Below are 16943 nucleotides of genomic sequence, written 5' to 3'. Positions count from 1 at the left end.
CGTGGCGGCTGTCGTCGTACTCGTGATCATTCTGGTCGTCTCCCTGCTCGCCGGGGTCCACTGGTACGTGTGGCGGAGGCTGATCCGCGACACGACCGCTCCGGGCGGGCTCGCCCGCCGGCTCGGCACGGTGGCGCTCTGGGTGCTGCCCCTGCTGTCCTTCGCCGCCCTCACCTCGGGGCGCGTCGGGGCGCCCTTCTGGCTGGAGCGGATCCTCGCCTGGCCGGGCTACCTCTGGCTGGCGGTACTGCTCTACCTGGTTCTGGCACTGCTGGCCGGCGAGGTGGTACGCCCCGTGCTGCGCAGGGTGCTGGACCGACGTGACCGGGCTGCCGCGGGCGGCCGGGACGAGGACGGCGAGCCCTCGAAGCCTTCCGGGGCCACGGCCGCGGCAGGGGCGACGCAGGCGTCCGGGACGGCGGGGGACCGGCGTCCGGCCGGCGCCGCCCTCCAAGGGACGGCGCGGGACGCCGGTGCCGATCACGGCCGGGCTGCCGCGGTGGCCGTCGACAGCGCCCCGGCGGCGGCGCCGTCGTCCGGCACAGCGAAGGACACCGGGACCGACGCGGACGCCGGCACCCGCTCCGGGACCGACGCGGACGCCGGCACCGGCGGCCCCGCCGCACCCGGCACAGGGACGAGCGCCACGGCCGGCGCCGAGGGCCCCGCCGGCGTGTCGCGGCGGCTGTTCGTCTCCCGGATCGTCGGCGGAGCAGCCGCCACCGCCGCGCTCGGCACCGTCGGGTACGGCACCTACGGGGTGCTCCGGGGCCCGCGCGTCAAGCGGGTGACCGTCCCGCTGGCGAAGCTCCCGCGGGCCGCGCACGGCTTCCGTATCGCCGTCGTCAGCGACATCCACCTCGGGCCGATCCTGGGCCGGTCCCACACGCAGCGCATCGTCGACTCCATCAACGCCACCCAGCCCGACCTCGTCGCCGTCGTCGGTGATCTCGTCGACGGGTCGGTGGCCGACCTCGGATCGGCGGCGGAGCCGCTCGCCCGGCTCCGCTCCCGCCACGGCTCGTTCTTCGTGACCGGCAACCACGAGTACTTCTCCGGCGCGGACGAGTGGGTCGACCACGTCCGGGAGCTCGGACTGCGGCCCCTGCGCAACGAACGCGTCGAGATCGCCGGGGGGTTCGACCTGGCCGGCGTCGACGACGTGGCCGGCGAGGACGAGGGCCAGGGGCCCGACTTCGTGAAGGCACTCGGCGACCGGGACCGCTCCCGCGCCGCCGTGCTCCTCGCCCACCAGCCCGTCGTCATCCACGACGCCGTCGAGCAGGGCGTCGACCTCCAGCTGTCCGGCCACACGCACGGCGGCCAGCTGTGGCCCGGCAACCACCTGGCGGCACTGGCCAACCCCACCGTGGCCGGCCTGGAACGCTACGGCGACACCCAGCTGTACGTGAGCCGGGGCGCGGGCGCCTGGGGCCCGCCGGTGCGGGTCGGGGCGTCCTCGGACATCACCGTCGTGGAGCTGGCGTCGCGGCAGGCGTAGGGCGATCCCGCCCGCGTGCGGGTCAGGCCTTCTTGCGCGCCGCCACGGTCTCCGCCATGCCGGGGAGGAAGTCCGTGAACAGTTCGTGCACTTCGCGGACGAGCGGGCGCAGCACCCGGAAGCGGGACAGGGCCACACCCCGGGCGGTCAGCTTGGCGCCGCGCACGGCCAGCCGCCTGCTGCGCTCGCTCCCCTCCGACCGGTCGAAGACCCAGTACAGGACCAGTCCCATCTGGGAGAGCCACATCAACTCGGGAAGTATGTCCCGCAGTTCCTCCGCCACCTTCGACTTCGACCCGGCCAGCACCTCCCGGTGGACGTCGATGGCGGCCTCGCGGGCGTGCTCGGACTCGGGGGAGAAGGGGCTGAGCGGGCTCTCCGGGTCGGCAGCGTTCTTGAAGAACTGGGCCGCGAACTCGTGGTACGGCGCGGCGATGTCCAGCCACGCGGTGAGCACTCCGGCCATCCGCGCCTCGAAGTCCGTCTCCTTGTCCAGCACCGGCCGGACCGCCGCCTGGTGCTCCGCGGCGATCCGGTCGTAGAAGCCCTGGACGAGGTGTTCCTTGGAGCCGAAGTAGTAGTAGGCGTTCCCTACCGAGACCCCGGCTTCCTTGGCGATGGCCCGCATCGTCGTCTTGTCGTAGCCGCGCTCCTGGAAGAGCCGGAGCGCGGTCTCGAGGATGAGCGTCCGGGTCTGCTCGCTCTTGGGGGCCCTCGTGCCGGCGGGGTCGTTCGCTTCAGTCACGGTGTCCGAGCCTAGCCGGGTGCGGAGCACCGGTCGTCGCAGGGAGCGGCGCCCGTCCCCGCGCCGGTCATCTCGCGGTACTTGGCCGCCGCGAGCATCGTGACGCGTACGAACGGGGCGCCGGCCGGGGTGGCGAGCCAGTGGGCCTTGGGCCGGTGCTCGGCCAGCGCCCACAGGCACACGATCCAGGCGGCCTGGCCCGTGTAGACCTGGCCGCGGTCCCCGATGACGGTGATCTCGCGCATCGTGCGGGCGTGGTCGAGCTGCGGGTAGCCGCGGCGGGCCGCGGCCGACCCCGCGGCCACGAACCGGAGCGGCACGAGCTTGGGCTGTCGCAGCAGCCAGCTCCGCAGATGCACGCAGAGGGAACAGTCGGCGTCGTACAGGACGGTCAGGGCCCGGACCGCGATGCTCACCGGTGTCACACTCCGGCCGTGCCGGTGGCGGGCGGGGCCCACGGACCCTCGGGCGCCTGCCGGGTCCATCCCTGGGGGCCGACCGGCGGGGTCTGCCGGTCCTCCATCACGCCGCGACGGCGGATCTTGTTGAGGACGTAGACGTTGCCGAGGTGCATGACGCCGAGGACGAGCAGGACGACACCGACCTTGACGGACAGGGCCTCCAGGAGGCCGCGGGCCTCGTCGATCGCGTCGGCCGTCTTGAGGTAGAGCGCGACGAAGCCGAGGTTCACCAGGTAGAAGCCGACCACCAGAAGGTGGTTGACGGCCTCCGCCAGCTTCTCGTTCCCCTTGAGTACGTCGGCGAGGAAGATCCGGCCGTTCTTGCTGAGGGTGCGTGCGACCCAGACGGTGAGCCCGACGCTGATCAGCAGGTAGGCGACGTACGTGACAACAGTGAGGTCCATGCCCCACCCTCCCTTGAACATGTTCAAAAGCTGGCGGTCCTGACTGTAGACCTACTTTTGAACATGTTCAAGCCATCGGGAAAATGCAGGCGGCCACCGGCAGGGGCGCTTAAGGTCGGGCCCCATGACGATCTCTTTCGACCGGACCGGCCAGGGGCCCACCGTCGTGCTGCTGCACTCGGGCGTGTGCGACCGGCGCATGTGGGACCTCCAGTGGCAGTCGCTCGCGGACGCCGGGTACGAGGTGGTGCGCTGCGACTTCCGGGGGTTCGGCGAAACGCCCGCGGAAACAGGCCCCTACAGCGACGCCGACGACGTCCTCGAACTCCTCGACACCCTCGGCATCGACCGGGCCACCCTGATCGGGTCGTCCTACGGCGGCAAGGTCGCCCTGGAACTGGCCGGGCGCCGGCCGGAGCGCGCCGTCGCGCTGATGCTGCTCTGCGCCGGGCAGCCGGGGCGCCCGCCGGGCCCCCGGCTCATGGCATTCGGCCGCAAGGAGGACGCCCTGCTCGAGGCCGGTGACCTCGAGGCGGCCGTCGAACTGAACGTCTCCACCTGGCTCGGACCCGATGCCGACGACGAGACGCGCGAGGCCGTGCGGCGGATGCAACGGCACGCCTTCGAGGTCCAACTGGCCGCCGAGAAGGAGTTTGCCGACGCGGTGCCCGCAGAGGGCAGCGCCGACGACGAGGAGACGCCCGGCGCCGGGGAGGCCGGTGCCGGGCCCGCGCAGCCGGCCGAGCCCGACCTCTCCCGGATCGACGCGCCCTGCCTCGCCGTCTCCGGCGCGCACGACGTGGAGGACTTCCGGCAGATCGCGGCCGGTCTGCCCGCCCTGATTCCGGGCGCCCGCCATGTGGAACTGGACTGGGCCCAGCACCTCCCGTCTCTGGAGCGGCCGGCGGAAGTCACCCGCCTCATCACCGGATTCCTCGCCGGGATCACCGAGAACGTCTCCCGCTAGGCCCATGGCGCCGCGGGTCCGTCGCCCGTACGTACGGCCCGCGGCGGATCCGCGTCCGCCCCGGGAACGGGCGGCCCGGCGGAGGGCTCCCTCTGGACGTCGTCAGCCCTTTCCGGGGGGACGCCGAACGAACTTCGGCCGGCCAGGGGTGAGCCGCCAGGCGCTATGGTCGCCCCCATGGACGCCACGGACCGTGAACTCATCGCCCTCCTCCAGGAGGACGCCACGTCGGCCTACGCGGCCCTCGGCAAGGCGGTCGGCCTGTCCGCCGGCGCCGCGCACGAACGGGTACGGAAACTGCGCGAACGCGGCGTCATCCGCCGCACCACGGTCGACGTGGACCCCGCCGCCCTCGGGCGCGGGGTGCTGGCGTTCGTGATGGTCGAGTCCTCGGCCTGGATGGGCGAGTCCGCGGAGGCGTTCGCCGCGATTCCCGAGATCCAGGAGGCCCACGTCATCGCGGGCACCGCCTCCGTCCTGGTGAAGGTGCGCACCGCCACCACCGAACAACTCCAGGACGTGCTGCGCCGGCTGTACGCGATCGAAGGCGTCAGCGGCACCCAGGCGACCGTCTCGCTGGAGACGTTCTTCGAACGCCCCGTCTCCCCGCTGGACACGCCCCTCGGGGCCTGACTGTCGGTGGGGCGTCCTACTGTTCGGTCATGGCAATGGTGACCTTCGTCGACGAGACGACATCGGGTGGCCGGCGGGACGTCCTGGGGCTGCCCGTCACGGAAGAGCGCCTGACCCTCGCCGAGTTGATCCGCCGCCGGATCTTCGAGGAGACGCCCGAGGGCGCCCAGGAGGCGTACGAGCGCGCCCTGGCGGACTTCGGGGGCAACGGCTTCCTGGTGCTCGTGGGGGACCGTCAGCTCACCGGCCTCGACGAGCGCGTGGACCTCACCGCCGCCACCGAGGTCACCTTCCTCCGGCTCGTCCCCCTGGTGGGTGGCTGATGGCGACGACGCAGGAGCGTGACGCGGTCCGCCGGGTCGAGGACCGCATCGCGGACGGCGACATGGCCGGACTGGCGCGGGACCTGGTGCGGATCGGCACCCTGGCGGGCAACCGGTGGGACGGTGAGCGGGCACGGATCCCGCGGTCGATCGGCGCTCTGACCACCGACCGGCGCAAGGAACTCGCCGATACCCTGGTCCGCCGCTTCCAGAACGGCACCGACACCGAGCAGGTGCGCGGCGTGGTGATGACCCTCGCCGGCATCGCGGGCCGCGGCCTGCCGGACGGGGAGCTCAGCGTCGAACGGCTCCGGCGCATCGACGAACTGGGCACCGCCTACTCCCTGCACACCTACGCCGAGCTGATCTCGCTCGCCCGGGGCGAACTGGACGCCGGGCGCGGCCTGCCCGGCCCGTTCACCGCCGTCCTGCGGCGCACCATGACGGACACCTACGCCCACTCGCCCGAACTGGCAGCCCTGCTGAGGCGCATCGAGCACCCGCTGCTCAACCCCGGCGAGGCGTGGGCGGACCGGGCGCTCGCCGACGCCGAGCGTCTCGGGGACGCGGGAGGACGGCTGCTGGAGCATCTGCGCACCGCGACCTCCGCCCGGCCCACCGCGAAGTGGCGGCAGGCCGCTGCCGCCCTGATCGACGAGATCGGGCCCGGTGAGCTCGAGCAGACGGTGCTCGGCTGGCTCCGGCTGACCGGCGCTCCCCGCACCCTCACCCTGTACACAAGGCCCGGATGGCCCGACCACAACGCCTTGTTCGACCCGTGCAACACCGACGCCCTCCGTGGCGCCGCCTGGCTCGCCGCGCAGCTGCCCGCCTCGCCGGACATCGCCCGTGCTCTGGGCGCCCTCGTGGAGACGGCGCTGCGCAAGGTCCCCGGTGTCGGCGCCCGGGCCCCGAAGATCGCCGGCGCGGGCGTCACCGCCCTGTCCGCGTGCCAGAGCGAGGCGGCACTCGCGGAGCTGGCCAGACTGTCCGTCAAGGTCACGTACAAGGGCACGCTCAAGCAGCTCGGCGCGGCTCTCGACGCCCGGGCGCAGGAGCTGGGGCTGGGGCGCGAGGACGTCGAGGAACTGGCCGTCCCCGCCCACGGCCTGACCGAAGTGGGCCGCGGCGAACAGCCGCTCGGCGACACCACCGCCGTGCTCGGCGTGCACGGCGGCAAGGCGGCGCTGACCTGGCGCACGGCCGCCGGCAAGGAGCTGGGGTCACCACCGGCCGCCGTACGGCGCGACTTCCCCGACGAGGTGAGGCGACTGCGCGCCGCGGCCAAGGACATCGACAAGATGCTCACGGCCTGCTCCGAGCGGCTCGACCGGCAGTTCCTGGCCCGCCGGAGCTGGACGTACCGGGCGTGGCGCGAACGCCATCTCGACCATCCGCTCGCCGGCACGGTCGCCCGCCGTCTCGTCTGGCTGGTCGGCGGCACACCCGCGGCCTTCGACGGCACGGACCTGCGCACCGTCGACGGCGACCCGGTGTGCGCAGCGGCCACCGCGCCCGTGGAGCTGTGGCACCCTGTCGGCAGGCCCGCCGCGGAAGTCGCGGCCTGGCGGGAGTGGCTGGAGACGAAGCAGGTCACCCAGCCCTTCAAGCAGGCCCACCGCGAGGTCTACCCGCTCACCGACGCCGAGCGCGCCACCGGGACGTACTCCAACCGCTTCGCGGGCCATGTACTGCGCCAGCACCAGTTCAACGCGCTGGCGGCGGTGCGCGGATGGACCGCCCGGCTCCGGCTGTGCGTGGACGACAGCTACCCGCCCGCCTTCCGTGAGCTGCCCGAGTGGGGCCTGCGCGCGGAGTTCTGGGTCGAAGGCATCGGCGGCCGGGAGGAGGGCGACCTCACGGGCGCCGGCGCGTACACCAGGATCTCCACCGACCAGGTGCGCTTCCACCGGCTCGGCGCCCCGGCCAACCGGGCGCACGCGGGAGGCGGCGACTACCGCCCCGACCTCCACCGCTCCCGCAGCGGCGAACCGCACGACCCGCTCCCGCTCACGGAGATACCGGAGCTCGTCCTCTCTGAAGTCCTGCGGGACGTCGACCTGTTCGTGGGCGTGGCCTCCATCGGCAACGATCCCACCTGGCAGGACGGCGGCCCACGCGGCCGTCACCGCGACTACTGGGCGTCGTACGGCTTCGGGGAGCTCTCACAGACGGCCGAGACACGCAGGGACCTGCTGGCCCGCCTCGTGCCCCGGCTGGCGATCGCCGACCGCTGCACGGTCGACGGCCGGTTCCTCCGCGTCCGCGGCGACCGTCACCGGTACCGCGTCCACCTCGGCTCCGGGAACGTCCTCATCGACCCGCACGAGCGGTATCTGTGCATCGTCCCCGAGGCGGGCGCCGCCACGGCGGACCCGGGGGCTCTGCCGTTCGAGGGCGACCGGATGATCTCCGTGATCCTCAGCAAGGCGGTGCTCCTGGCCAGGGACACGGAGATCACCGACCCCACGATCCTGAGCCAGTTGTGAGGGCGCCCGGCGGTTCCGGCGGGCCCTCGCGTCCGCACGGGAGCGACTACATGGTGCTCAGCGAGCGCGCGTAGTTGATCTGCCCCATCACCATCTGGAACGTCTCCGGGCCCTGGGCCGGAATCATCGTCGAGTGGTGCTTGCCGCCGCTGGTCACCGTGACCTGGATGAAGCCCGTGGTGGTCTTCTCCTTCATCAGCAGGAACAGCAGCCCCAGCAGACAGAAGATGAAGAAGACGATCGCGAGCACGATCGCGTGCGTCGGGATCTTCTCCTCGGTGCGCGACATGTCCGTCGCGTTCCACACCGAGCCCTTGAGCGGCATGGTGCCGGCGGGGGTGACGATCGAGTCACCCATCACCGTGATGTCCCCGATAGACACCAGCGGCGCGCCGCCCGTCGCAGCGGGCGGGCCGGTGTACGGCACCGGGACGCCCGCGGGCTGCGTCTGCGAGTAGCCCGGCGTCGGATCCTGCGGATAGCCGTACCCCGGTGCGGCGTTGGGGTAGCCGTAGGCCGGCGTGCTGCCGGGCGGCTGGCTGGGCCCCCACTGGTACTCGGGCTCCCCGTCCCTGTACGGATTCGGCGTGCTCATGTTCTCGTCCCCGCTTCCCGTCCCACTGCGTCAGGTCAGACGTCCCCTGATCCTGCCAGGTGCGGACCCCGGGGGTGAAGTCCGCGCCGGTACCCGTACGGACACAACAGGGCCCACCTCCCCGAGGGGAAGCGGGCCCTGTCGTGCCGAGAAGGTGTCAGAAGCGGCGTGTGATCAGCGCGCGCTTCACTTCCTGGATCGCCTTGGTGACCTCGATACCGCGCGGGCAGGCGTCCGTGCAGTTGAACGTGGTGCGGCAACGCCACACGCCGTCCTTGTCGTTGAGGATCTCCAGGCGCTGCTCGCCGGCCTCGTCACGCGAGTCGAAGATGAAGCGGTGCGCGTTGACGATCGCCGCCGGGCCGAAGTACTGGCCGTCGTTCCAGAACACCGGGCACGAGGAGGTGCACGCGGCGCACAGGATGCACTTGGTGGTGTCGTCGAAACGCTCGCGGTCCTCCGCGGACTGCAGACGCTCACGCGTCGGCTCGTTGCCCTTGGTGATGAGGAACGGCATCACGTCGCGGTACGCCTGGAAGAACGGCTCCATGTCCACGACCAGGTCCTTGAGGACCGTCAGGCCCTTTATGGCCTCGACCGTGATGGGCTTCTCCGGGTTGATGTCCTTGATCAGCGTCTTGCAGGCGAGCCTGTTCTTGCCGTTGATGCGCATCGCGTCGGAGCCGCAGATGCCGTGCGCGCACGAGCGGCGGAAGGTGAGCGAGCCGTCGACGTCCCACTTGATCTTGTGGAGGGCGTCGAGGACGCGCTCCTTGGGGTCGATCTCGATCTGGAAGTCCTCCCAGACCGCGTGCTCCGACACCTCGGGGTTGAAGCGGCGGATCCGGAAGGTGGCGGTGATGTACGGGGAGTCGGCGAAGCCGGCTTCCCGCTTCTCCAGGGTCGGGGTAGCCATCAGTACTTACGCTCCATCGGCTGGTAGCGGGTCTGGACGACCGGCTTGTAGTCGAGACGGATCGACTGGGAGCCGTCGTCGCCCACCTCGCGGTACGCCATGGTGTGGCGCATGAAGTTGACGTCGTCGCGGTTCGGGAAGTCCTCGCGGTAGTGACCGCCGCGGGACTCCTTGCGGGCCAGCGCGGAGACGGCCATGACCTCGGCCAGGTCGAGCAGGTTGCCCAGCTCGATGGCCTCCAGCAGGTCCGTGTTGAACCGCTTGCCCTTGTCCTGGATGGACACGTTCAGGTAGCGCTCGCGCAGCTCGGCGATCTTCTCGACCGCGGTCTTGATCGTCTGCTCGGTGCGGAACACCATCACGTTGGCGTCCATCGTCTCCTGGAGCTCCTTGCGGAGCACGGAGACCCGCTCGGAGCCGGTGGAGTTGCGGAGGCGCTCGACCTGCTCGGCGACGAACGACGCGGGGTTCTCCGGAAGGTCGACGTAGTCGGACTTCGCGGAGTACTCGGCGGCGGCGATACCGGCGCGCTTGCCGAAGACGTTGATGTCCAGCAGCGAGTTGGTGCCCAGGCGGTTGGCGCCGTGCACCGACACGCACGCGACCTCACCGGCGGCGTACAGACCCGGCACGACGGTGGTGTTGTCGCGCAGGACCTCACCCTCGACGTTGGTCGGGATGCCGCCCATGGCGTAGTGCGCGGTCGGCTGGATCGGGATCGGGTCCGTGTAGGGCTCGATGCCGAGGTAGGTGCGCGCGAACTCGGTGATGTCCGGGAGCTTGGCGTCCAGCTGCTCCGGCGGCAGGTGGGTGAGGTCCAGGTAGACGTGGTCGCCCTCGGGACCGCAGCCGCGGCCCTCGCGGATCTCCGTGTAGATGGAGCGGGAGACGACGTCACGGGACGCGAGGTCCTTCATGACCGGCGCGTACTTCTCCATGAAGCGCTCGCCGTCCTTGTTGCGGAGGATGCCGCCCTCACCGCGGGCGCCCTCCGTCAGCAGGATGCCCATGCGCCAGATGCCCGTCGGGTGGAACTGGAAGAACTCCATGTCCTCCAGCGGCAGGCCGCGCCGGTAGCAGGCGGCCTGGCCGTCACCGGTCAGGGTGTGCGCGTTGGAGGTCACCTTGAAGAACTTGCCGGTGCCGCCGGACGCGTAGATCACGGCCTTCGCCTGGAAGACGTGGATCTCGCCGGTGGCCAGCTCGTAGGCGACCACACCGGCGGACGTCTTGACGCCGTCGACCTCGGTGATCAGCTGGTCCAGGACGTAGAACTCGTTGAAGAACTCCACGCCCTCCTTGACGCAGTTCTGGTACAGCGTCTGGAGGATCATGTGACCCGTGCGGTCCGCGGCGTAGCAGGACCGGCGGACCGGGGCCTCGCCGTGGTTGCGGGAGTGGCCGCCGAAGCGGCGCTGGTCGATGGTGCCGTCCGGGGTCCGGTTGAACGGCAGGCCCATCTTCTCCAGGTCGAGGACGGCGTCGATGGCCTCCTTCGCCAGGATCTCCGCGGCGTCCTGGTCGACCAGGTAGTCACCGCCCTTGACGGTGTCGAAGGTGTGCCACTCCCAGTTGTCCTCTTCCACGTTGGCCAGCGCGGCGGCCATGCCGCCCTGCGCGGCGCCCGTGTGGGAGCGGGTGGGGTAGAGCTTCGTCAGCACGGCGGTGCGGCTGCGCTTCGTCGCCTCGATGGCGGCGCGCATGCCGGCGCCGCCGGCGCCGACGATGACGGTGTCGTACTTGTGGATCTTCATGGGTGGATTACCTCAGCCCCGTGCCTAGCGGATGTTCGGGTCGAAGGTGAAGATCACCAGCGTGCCCAGAAGGATGGTGAACACCGTGGCGGTGTACAGCAGGCCCTTGAGCCACAGGCGCGTGTTCGGACGCTCCGCGTAGTCGTTGATGACGGTGCGGAGGCCGTTGGCGCCGTGCAGCATGGCAAGCCACAGCATCAGCAGGTCCCAGGTCTGCCAGAACGGGGACGCCCAGCGGCCGGCCACGAAGGCGAAGCCGATCTTGGAGACGCCGCCGTCGAGCACCAGCTGGATCAGCAGGTGGCCGATGACCAGGACGACGAGGACCACACCGGACAGGCGCATGAACAGCCATGCGGCCATCTCGAAGTTGCCGCGGGTCGAGCGCGGGGTCTTCTTGGTGCGCTTGCGGGGGGCCTCGATGAGAGGGGCCGGGTTGTCCACGTCGTAGAGGTGCGCGCCCTCGACGGGACCGACGGCGGAAGTGGTGTCAGCGGACATTTCTGGCCTCAGCTCCCGAAGACTTCGCGGACGGCGTGGCCGAGCACGGGGTAAAGGGCGCCCACCATCAGCACGAACCAGATGGCCATGACCGACCAGAGCATCTGCTTCTGGTAGCGCGGGCCCTTGGACCAGAAGTCCACGGCGATGACACGCAGGCCGTTGAGCGCGTGGAAGAGAATCGCGGCGACAAGGCCGTATTCGAGGAGCGCGACGATCGGCGTCTTGTAGGTGGCGACAACCTCGTCGTACGCCTCGGGGGAGACGCGGACGAGAGCGGTGTCCAGCACGTGTACGAACAGGAAGAAGAAGATGAGGACGCCGGTGACTCGATGAGCCACCCAGGACCACATTCCTTCCCGGCCGCGGTACAGCGTTCCAGCCGGCACGGAAGAACCCTCCGGGAGCGGGGATTGGGGCCATGCCGGCTTGTGGGTGTCGGTCTGGCCCGGCCGGGTACGGTCCACCGGCCCCGGCCATCGTAGCGACGTGTTGTCGGTTCGTTCGCCCGGGGGCCACCGGTGTGATCAAACAGGCAATCAAACAGCCTCGTACGGACTAAGCGACGGACTCCTCCGAGGCCCCCGCGACGTCGCTTTCCGGATGGTTGGCCACTACATGTGCCAGTCGGGAGCGGGCCAGGGCGCGCAGTTCCTCCGCGGAGATGGCGCGCTCCTCGTCCGGTTCGTGGGACAGTCTGCTCCGGATACCGGCCAGTACCTGATCGAGGTACTCGTCGGGCCGGTATCCGTCGAGGCAGATGACGAACGCATGTCCGAATCTGCTCTCGTAGGCGGCGTGCGCGGCGGCGAGGGCGGTGTGGGCGGCCTGCGGGGCGCTCGGCGGCAGTCCGGTGGACGACTCGCCGGCCAGGGCCTCGTGCACATCGGCGGGCGTGAGGTCGTATCCGGCCTCGTCGCAGGCGGCGAGGAGGGACTCGAGGTCGGGGTAGGGGCGGTGTGCTGCCACGCGCAGGGCCCATCGGCGGCTGCCGCAGCAGGCGAGGACGACGGCTTCCGCCTCGTCGGCCGGGGCGCTGTTGAAGTGCTCGAGCCCCGCGTCCGCGCGACGCTGGGACGGTATGGCAGAAGGGGCGCCCGCGCCCCGGTTGTGGTGGAGTGTCGGCGGTCGCTTCGGGAGGCCGGCGGGGACATCGCTGGACAGCGGGGACTCCTCGAACGGAACAGCGGGGCGGCAGGGAAAGGAGAGAAGGGTGTGTCGTAACGCTATCGATATGGACGCGAAGGTGTCCGACGAATGCGCGAATTTCACCCGGACGGGAGAGTTTGGCCGTAAGTAATGCATGCAGGAGGGGGTGCTTCTACGGGGTTTCGCCACTTATGGGAGGTATCAGAGCGATGTGGCTCTCTCACAGGACCCGGCTCGCCGGTGTGTCGGCGGCTTCCGCCGCCGTCTTCTCGATGACGCTCGCGGGCTGTTCCGACGACGGCGCCGGCGGGTCCGGCAGCGCACCGCCCGACCAGGTGGGAACGACGTCCGGGGCGGCTGCCCCCAGCCCGACGCCCACCCGCAGCTACGCGCTCTCCGAAGCACCGGCCACGATTCCCTCCGTGCGCGGCCATCAGGCCGCCCGCGGCCCGGGCTGGAGCAGGACCGCCGACAGCGGGGTCGTCGTCGCGAAGGGCAGCGAGGAGCTCTCCGACGAGGGCCGGCTGCTTGCCCAGGAGCTGAAGCTCTCCTACCGGGGCACCGTCGCCGCCGGCCCGGGCGACGTCGAGCTGGCGCTCGCGGGCAACGGCGCCGCCGAGTCGTACACGCTGACCACCAGCGGCGGGAAGGTCCGGATAACCGGGCCGGACGAGGCCGGCGTCTTCTACGGCACCCGGACGCTGAAGCAGTCCGTGCGCTCCGGCGGCTCGATGCCGGAGGGCGTCGTACGCGACCGGCCCGACCGCCCCCAGCGGGGACTGAACCTCGACATCGCGCGCAAGCACTTCAGTGCCGGGTGGATCGAGGACCGGCTGCGTGAGATGGCCGACCTCAAGCTCAACCAGCTCGGACTGCACTTCTCCGACGACCAGGCCTTCCGCATCGAGTCGGACTCGCACCCCGAGGTCGTCTCCGAGCAGCACCTCACCAAGGACGAGGTACGCCGGATCCTGGCGCTCGCCGAGCGGCTGCACATCACCGTCGTCGGCGAGATCGACTCCCCGGGACACCTGGGCGCGGTGATGCGGGCGCACCCGCAGCTCCAGCTGCGGAACACGCAGGGTGTGCCCCGGCAGGGAGCCATCGACATCTCCAAGCCCGAATCGGCCCGCATCGTCGACGACCTGCTGCGTGAGTACACGGCGCTCTTCCCCGGCGCGTGGTTCCACGTCGGGGCCGACGAGTACCAGGCCCTCACGGTGAGCAACCCGCAGGCCTCCTACCCGCAGCTCGCGCAGGCCGCCCGCCAGAAGTACGGCGAGGGCGCCACCATCGAGGACCTCGCGGAGGGCTGGCTGAACGACCGCGCCGCGGTGGTACGCGAGGCGAAGAAGATCCCCAAGGCGTGGAACGACGGCTTCTTCAGCGGCGGGGTGGTCACCGCCGACAAGGGCATCGAGGTCGAGTACTGGACGGGCAAGGAGATCGGGGCCCGCCCGCCGCAGGAGTACCTGGCGGAGGGCCGCCGCGTGGTGAACCTCAACGACGAGTTCCTCTACTACGTGCTCGGCGAGCCCAACCAGTTCACCTACCCGACGGGCCGGCGCATCTACGAGCAGTGGACGCCGCTGGTGCTGCGCGGCACGGAGCCCGTGCCGGAGAAGTACTCGGACCAGATCCTGGGCGGCCGGTTCGCGGTCTGGTGCGATCTGGCCAACTCGCAGACCCAGGACCAGGTCGCGGCCGGCATCCGCCGACCGCTCCAGGCGACGGCCCAGAAGCTGTGGGACCCGCGGCAGCCGTCACTGAGCTGGCAGTCCTTCGAGTCGCTGGCACAGAAGCTGAGCTGACCAGCGCGAACACCTGGACGGCGGCCGTCTCGCGGACATATGTTCCGCGGGCGGCCGCCGTTCGTTGGCGGCCGTGTGCCGTCGCGACGTCTCCTGGGGAGGGGCGTCTCTCTCATTCGTTCTTCTGTGGGGGGTCACTCAGTCATGCTCTGTTCCGGATGCCGTGAGAACACGGTCGCGGCGGGCGAAGACATCTGCGCGCGGTGCCTGCCGGCGGCTGACCCGTCCGCGCCGGCGTGCTCGCACCCGGCCGCGGTGGGGGCGTCGCAGCAGGCCGCCTCGGACCCGGCCGCCTCGCCGCCGGCCGCGGCGGACACGCGGGTGCGGGCTCCGCAGGCCCCGCCCGCCCCGGGGCTGCGCCCCGTCGTGCAGGCGCCGGTGGCGCCGGGGCCACTGTCGGTACTGCGGTCGCCGGTGGGGTTGGGGCACGCGGTGTCCGTGCTGCTCCTGCTCGTCGCCGTCGGCGAGATCGCCGCCGCCGTGGCCGCGCTCAACCTCCGGCGCCTGATGGAGCTCGCCGCCGTCGGTTACTCCGAGGAGGACGCGGAGCTGGCCGACCGGCTGTTGTTGATCACCTCCGTCTTTCAGGTGGCCCTCTACGTGGCGACGGTGGTGGTCTTCATCGTGTGGTTCCACCGGGTGCGGTCGAATGCCGACGTCTTCGCGCCGGGCACGCTCGAACGCGGCCGTGGCTGGGCGATCGGCGGCTGGTTCGTTCCGGTCGCGGGCCTGTGGATCCCGCGCGGGATCGCGGTCGAGGTGTGGAGGGCGAGCCGCACGGATCCCTTCGCGCCGGACAGGCACGAGCCTCACACGCTGGTGAACGTGTGGTGGGTCGGGTTCGTGGTGGCCACCGTGTTCACGCGCTACGCGGACCGGGCCTACGACGACGCCGGAACCCCGGAGCAGATCATCAGCGCCGTTGACCGGCTCCTGGTCGGCAACGGCCTGCAGATCGTCGCCGCGGTGCTCGCCGTCCTCTTCGTCCGCAGGCTGACGCACATGCAGCACACCAACGCGTCGAAGGGGGCGGGGCGGACGGTCGCGGTGTGAGTCCGCCCGGGGGCGTGCGGGCTCACACCGCGGTCCGCGAGGCCGGGCCAACAGCCGTGCGGGCGGGCCCTGTTCCTGTGGAGGGAAAGTAACAGAGGTGTGACGTGGATGTGTGCCTACGGGGCGAGCCGACGGTAACGTTCTGGCCACGGAGTGACGTAATCACGCCAACGGACGCAGTAGGGACAAGTAGAAGGGCTAGTACTTCGTCCGCGACGGAAGGCGTCCCGCATGACCTCCAAGAGCCTGACGGAACTCATCGCACAGGCGGATGAGCGTGGCCTGGCCGCGAGCGGGCTCGCGTGCCTCGACCGCTGTCTGCCGCTGCTCGCACCGGAGGACGACATGCTGCGTCCGCTCTGGGCGGGGCTGGCCGGCGGCGAGGAGGAGTGGGCCGGCGCCCTCACTGCGGCGCGCCAGGCCATGGAGGGCATGCCGCCGGGTGACGAGGACGCCGCCCTCGTACGGGGGATGCTCGGCGCGGCCCCCTCGGACTGGGCCGTGCCGTCCCTGCGCGAGTGGGCGGACGGCTGCTCGGCCACCGCGCTCGAGGTGCACCGGCGGTTCGACATGGGCGACTGCGCGGCCGAGACCGTCGAGCGCTGTCGCGAGGGCGGCACGGACGGCGTCGGACCGCTGGTCGAGGGGGAGTTGCGGCGCCAGGCCCAGGTGCTGGAGATCCTCGCGGAGCCGCCCGGCGGCAACGGCCTGCGCCATGCGCTCGAGGTGTCGACGGAGGGCCGCCGCATCCTCCGGGCGGCGGTTTCGCGCCGGGCGCGCGTCACCGGCTGAACCGCTGCGGCGCGGTGACGCGATGCGCGCCGTGACACCTCGACGAGGACGGCCTGTTCGGGCCGGGGAGCCGGTCCGCCGGCTCCTGCCGCCGCTGTCGGAGGCCGCCGGTATGGTCGCCGCCATGACACACGAGTTCGACCTGGTCCGGTCGTTGGCGGCCGGTGCAGAGGACCGGCACGCGGCCTGGGACTTCGTCCGCGGATTCGCGGAGCACTGGACGGCCGCTCCGCTCGACACCGGCGGATGTCCCGAGGCCGAGGTCGCGGCGGCCGAGGAGCGTCTTGGCCTGCGGCTGCCGCCCGCCCTGCGTGAGGCGTACACGCTGCTCGGCGGGCGCGAGGACCTGACGTCGAACCACGACACGCTGCGTGCCCTGGCCGAGTTGTACGTCGACGAGGCGGGGGAGGCGCTCGTCTTCCGCGACGAGAACCAGGGCGCGGCACGCTGGGGCATTCTGCTCAGGGACCTCGCACTCGACGATCCGCCGGTGCTCGTGCGCCCCGACCTGGCCGACAAGAACGCCGAGCGGTGGGAGGGCTGGCTGGAGCGGACCTCGCTGGCCTTCCTGGAGATCGTGCTGTCCGAGGCCGCGCAAGCACCGACCGGGCCGGTCGACTACCTGGACGCCCCGGACGACGAGGTCCTCGAGCGGCTGGAACGGGACGCCACCAGGCTGCCGTTCCCCCTGTATCCGGCAGAGGATCCGTGCATCCGCTGGTTCCTGTACCGCGACGTGCTGCTCCGCGACGACGCGGGCTCCTGGATCCATGCCCGCGGCCGCACGGCGGAGGCGCTCGACGGCATACGGGACGTGCTCGCCGGCGATTGGCTGGAGGGCTGAGGCAG

18 protein-coding genes are annotated in these 16943 nt (G+C 71.2%); 9 read left to right on the top strand and 9 right to left on the bottom strand.

Annotation, left to right across the window (positions count from 1 at the left end):
* Window position 1: 1 nt before the first annotated feature.
* Window positions 2–1501: a metallophosphoesterase gene (locus SPRI_RS14895; RefSeq protein WP_053556998.1), complete on the top strand. Its 1500-nt coding sequence runs from the start codon at window positions 2–4 to the stop codon at window positions 1499–1501.
* A 22-nt stretch (window positions 1502–1523) separates the two neighbouring features.
* Here SPRI_RS14895 and SPRI_RS14890 read toward each other — a convergent pair whose 3' ends face one another.
* The 3 genes from SPRI_RS14890 to SPRI_RS14880 are packed head-to-tail and all read right to left on the bottom strand — an operon-like array spanning window position 1524 to window position 3111.
* Window positions 1524–2246, bottom strand: a complete 723-nt coding sequence (locus SPRI_RS14890; protein WP_037776397.1) for a TetR/AcrR family transcriptional regulator — start codon at window positions 2244–2246, stop codon at window positions 1524–1526.
* 11 nt (window positions 2247–2257) lie between these two features.
* On the bottom strand, window positions 2258–2731 hold the full coding sequence (locus tag SPRI_RS14885; protein WP_005313139.1) for a thiol-disulfide oxidoreductase DCC family protein: 474 nt from the start codon (window positions 2729–2731) through the stop codon (window positions 2258–2260).
* Complete coding sequence (locus SPRI_RS14880) at window positions 2668–3111, bottom strand: hypothetical protein (RefSeq protein ID WP_005313136.1); 444 nt, start codon at window positions 3109–3111, stop codon at window positions 2668–2670. The genes SPRI_RS14885 and SPRI_RS14880 overlap by 64 nt, the downstream gene beginning before the upstream one ends.
* A 124-nt stretch (window positions 3112–3235) precedes the next feature.
* Between SPRI_RS14880 and SPRI_RS14875 the strand changes: the two genes are divergently transcribed.
* The 4 genes from SPRI_RS14875 to SPRI_RS14860 all read left to right on the top strand — a co-directional run bounded on the left by SPRI_RS14875 (window position 3236) and on the right by SPRI_RS14860 (window position 7523).
* Window positions 3236–4078 carry an alpha/beta fold hydrolase gene (locus tag SPRI_RS14875; RefSeq protein WP_037773924.1) on the top strand — a complete coding sequence of 281 codons (843 nt, stop codon included), beginning with the start codon at window positions 3236–3238 and terminating at the stop codon, window positions 4076–4078.
* Between the two features lie 177 nt (window positions 4079–4255).
* A complete protein-coding gene (locus SPRI_RS14870) occupies window positions 4256–4711 on the top strand; it encodes an Lrp/AsnC family transcriptional regulator (protein WP_005313131.1) in 456 nt (151 codons plus the stop codon).
* Between the two features lie 29 nt (window positions 4712–4740).
* Window positions 4741–5034 carry a hypothetical protein gene (locus SPRI_RS14865; RefSeq protein WP_005313128.1) on the top strand — a complete coding sequence of 98 codons (294 nt, stop codon included), beginning with the start codon at window positions 4741–4743 and terminating at the stop codon, window positions 5032–5034.
* On the top strand, window positions 5034–7523 hold the full coding sequence (locus SPRI_RS14860) for a DUF4132 domain-containing protein (RefSeq protein ID WP_005313126.1): 2490 nt from the start codon (window positions 5034–5036) through the stop codon (window positions 7521–7523). Before SPRI_RS14865 ends, SPRI_RS14860 begins: the two co-directional genes overlap by 1 nt.
* 46 nt (window positions 7524–7569) lie before the next feature.
* Here the strand turns inward: SPRI_RS14860 and SPRI_RS14855 are convergent, their stop codons facing one another.
* The 6 genes from SPRI_RS14855 to SPRI_RS14830 all read right to left on the bottom strand — a co-directional run bounded on the left by SPRI_RS14855 (window position 7570) and on the right by SPRI_RS14830 (window position 12453).
* Window positions 7570–8118, bottom strand: coding sequence for a hypothetical protein (locus SPRI_RS14855; RefSeq protein ID WP_005313124.1), 549 nt, complete (start codon window positions 8116–8118; stop codon window positions 7570–7572).
* A gap of 157 nt (window positions 8119–8275) precedes the next feature.
* Complete coding sequence (locus tag SPRI_RS14850; RefSeq protein WP_005313123.1) at window positions 8276–9034, bottom strand: succinate dehydrogenase iron-sulfur subunit; 759 nt, start codon at window positions 9032–9034, stop codon at window positions 8276–8278.
* On the bottom strand, window positions 9034–10788 hold the full coding sequence (gene sdhA, locus SPRI_RS14845) for a succinate dehydrogenase flavoprotein subunit (RefSeq protein WP_053556997.1): 1755 nt from the start codon (window positions 10786–10788) through the stop codon (window positions 9034–9036). The genes SPRI_RS14850 and sdhA overlap by 1 nt, the downstream gene beginning before the upstream one ends.
* A gap of 24 nt (window positions 10789–10812) precedes the next feature.
* Complete coding sequence (locus SPRI_RS14840; protein ID WP_005313119.1) at window positions 10813–11289, bottom strand: succinate dehydrogenase hydrophobic membrane anchor subunit; 477 nt, start codon at window positions 11287–11289, stop codon at window positions 10813–10815.
* Window positions 11290–11297: 8 nt separating this feature from the next.
* Window positions 11298–11678: a succinate dehydrogenase, cytochrome b556 subunit gene (gene sdhC, locus SPRI_RS14835; RefSeq protein ID WP_005313117.1), complete on the bottom strand. Its 381-nt coding sequence runs from the start codon at window positions 11676–11678 to the stop codon at window positions 11298–11300.
* Window positions 11679–11847: 169 nt separating this feature from the next.
* Window positions 11848–12453: a 2-oxo-4-hydroxy-4-carboxy-5-ureidoimidazoline decarboxylase gene (locus SPRI_RS14830; RefSeq protein ID WP_005313114.1), complete on the bottom strand. Its 606-nt coding sequence runs from the start codon at window positions 12451–12453 to the stop codon at window positions 11848–11850.
* A gap of 194 nt (window positions 12454–12647) precedes the next feature.
* Here SPRI_RS14830 and SPRI_RS14825 point away from each other — a divergent pair, with 194 nt between their 5' ends.
* The 4 genes from SPRI_RS14825 to SPRI_RS14810 all read left to right on the top strand — a co-directional run bounded on the left by SPRI_RS14825 (window position 12648) and on the right by SPRI_RS14810 (window position 16938).
* Entirely contained in the window at window positions 12648–14249 is a 1602-nt protein-coding gene (locus tag SPRI_RS14825) for a beta-N-acetylhexosaminidase (RefSeq protein ID WP_005313111.1), read from the top strand.
* Between the two features lie 432 nt (window positions 14250–14681).
* Complete coding sequence (locus SPRI_RS14820; protein ID WP_050791494.1) at window positions 14682–15302, top strand: DUF4328 domain-containing protein; 621 nt, start codon at window positions 14682–14684, stop codon at window positions 15300–15302.
* Between the two features lie 231 nt (window positions 15303–15533).
* Window positions 15534–16094: a hypothetical protein gene (locus tag SPRI_RS14815; protein WP_005313106.1), complete on the top strand. Its 561-nt coding sequence runs from the start codon at window positions 15534–15536 to the stop codon at window positions 16092–16094.
* A gap of 124 nt (window positions 16095–16218) precedes the next feature.
* Entirely contained in the window at window positions 16219–16938 is a 720-nt protein-coding gene (locus tag SPRI_RS14810; RefSeq protein ID WP_037776388.1) for a nucleoside/nucleotide kinase family protein, read from the top strand.
* Window positions 16939–16943: the final 5 nt, after the last annotated feature.

Source organism: Streptomyces pristinaespiralis, assembly GCF_001278075.1.
In the GTDB taxonomy this organism is placed as follows: Bacteria; Actinomycetota; Actinomycetes; order Streptomycetales; family Streptomycetaceae; genus Streptomyces; species Streptomyces pristinaespiralis.
Note: the sequence above shows the minus strand (reverse complement) of the source record. Positions and strands in the feature narration are given on the sequence as shown.

Excerpts from the sequence above, each read along its gene's own strand:
- SPRI_RS14880 (WP_005313136.1), bottom strand. The coding sequence starts at position 3,111 with ATGGACCTCACTGTTGTCACGTACGTCGCCTACCTGCTGATCAGCGTC.
- SPRI_RS14860 (WP_005313126.1), top strand. The coding sequence starts at position 5,034 with ATGGCGACGACGCAGGAGCGTGACGCGGTCCGCCGGGTCGAGGACCGC.
- SPRI_RS14840 (WP_005313119.1), bottom strand. The coding sequence starts at position 11,289 with ATGTCCGCTGACACCACTTCCGCCGTCGGTCCCGTCGAGGGCGCGCAC.
- sdhA (WP_053556997.1), bottom strand. The coding sequence starts at position 10,788 with ATGAAGATCCACAAGTACGACACCGTCATCGTCGGCGCCGGCGGCGCC.
- SPRI_RS14865 (WP_005313128.1), top strand. The coding sequence starts at position 4,741 with ATGGCAATGGTGACCTTCGTCGACGAGACGACATCGGGTGGCCGGCGG.
- SPRI_RS14825 (WP_005313111.1), top strand. The coding sequence starts at position 12,648 with ATGTGGCTCTCTCACAGGACCCGGCTCGCCGGTGTGTCGGCGGCTTCC.
- SPRI_RS14815 (WP_005313106.1), top strand. The coding sequence starts at position 15,534 with ATGACCTCCAAGAGCCTGACGGAACTCATCGCACAGGCGGATGAGCGT.
- SPRI_RS14885 (WP_005313139.1), bottom strand. The coding sequence starts at position 2,731 with ATGGACCCGGCAGGCGCCCGAGGGTCCGTGGGCCCCGCCCGCCACCGG.
- SPRI_RS14870 (WP_005313131.1), top strand. The coding sequence starts at position 4,256 with ATGGACGCCACGGACCGTGAACTCATCGCCCTCCTCCAGGAGGACGCC.
- SPRI_RS14875 (WP_037773924.1), top strand. The coding sequence starts at position 3,236 with ATGACGATCTCTTTCGACCGGACCGGCCAGGGGCCCACCGTCGTGCTG.
- SPRI_RS14850 (WP_005313123.1), bottom strand. The coding sequence starts at position 9,034 with ATGGCTACCCCGACCCTGGAGAAGCGGGAAGCCGGCTTCGCCGACTCC.
- SPRI_RS14855 (WP_005313124.1), bottom strand. The coding sequence starts at position 8,118 with ATGAGCACGCCGAATCCGTACAGGGACGGGGAGCCCGAGTACCAGTGG.
- SPRI_RS14810 (WP_037776388.1), top strand. The coding sequence starts at position 16,219 with ATGACACACGAGTTCGACCTGGTCCGGTCGTTGGCGGCCGGTGCAGAG.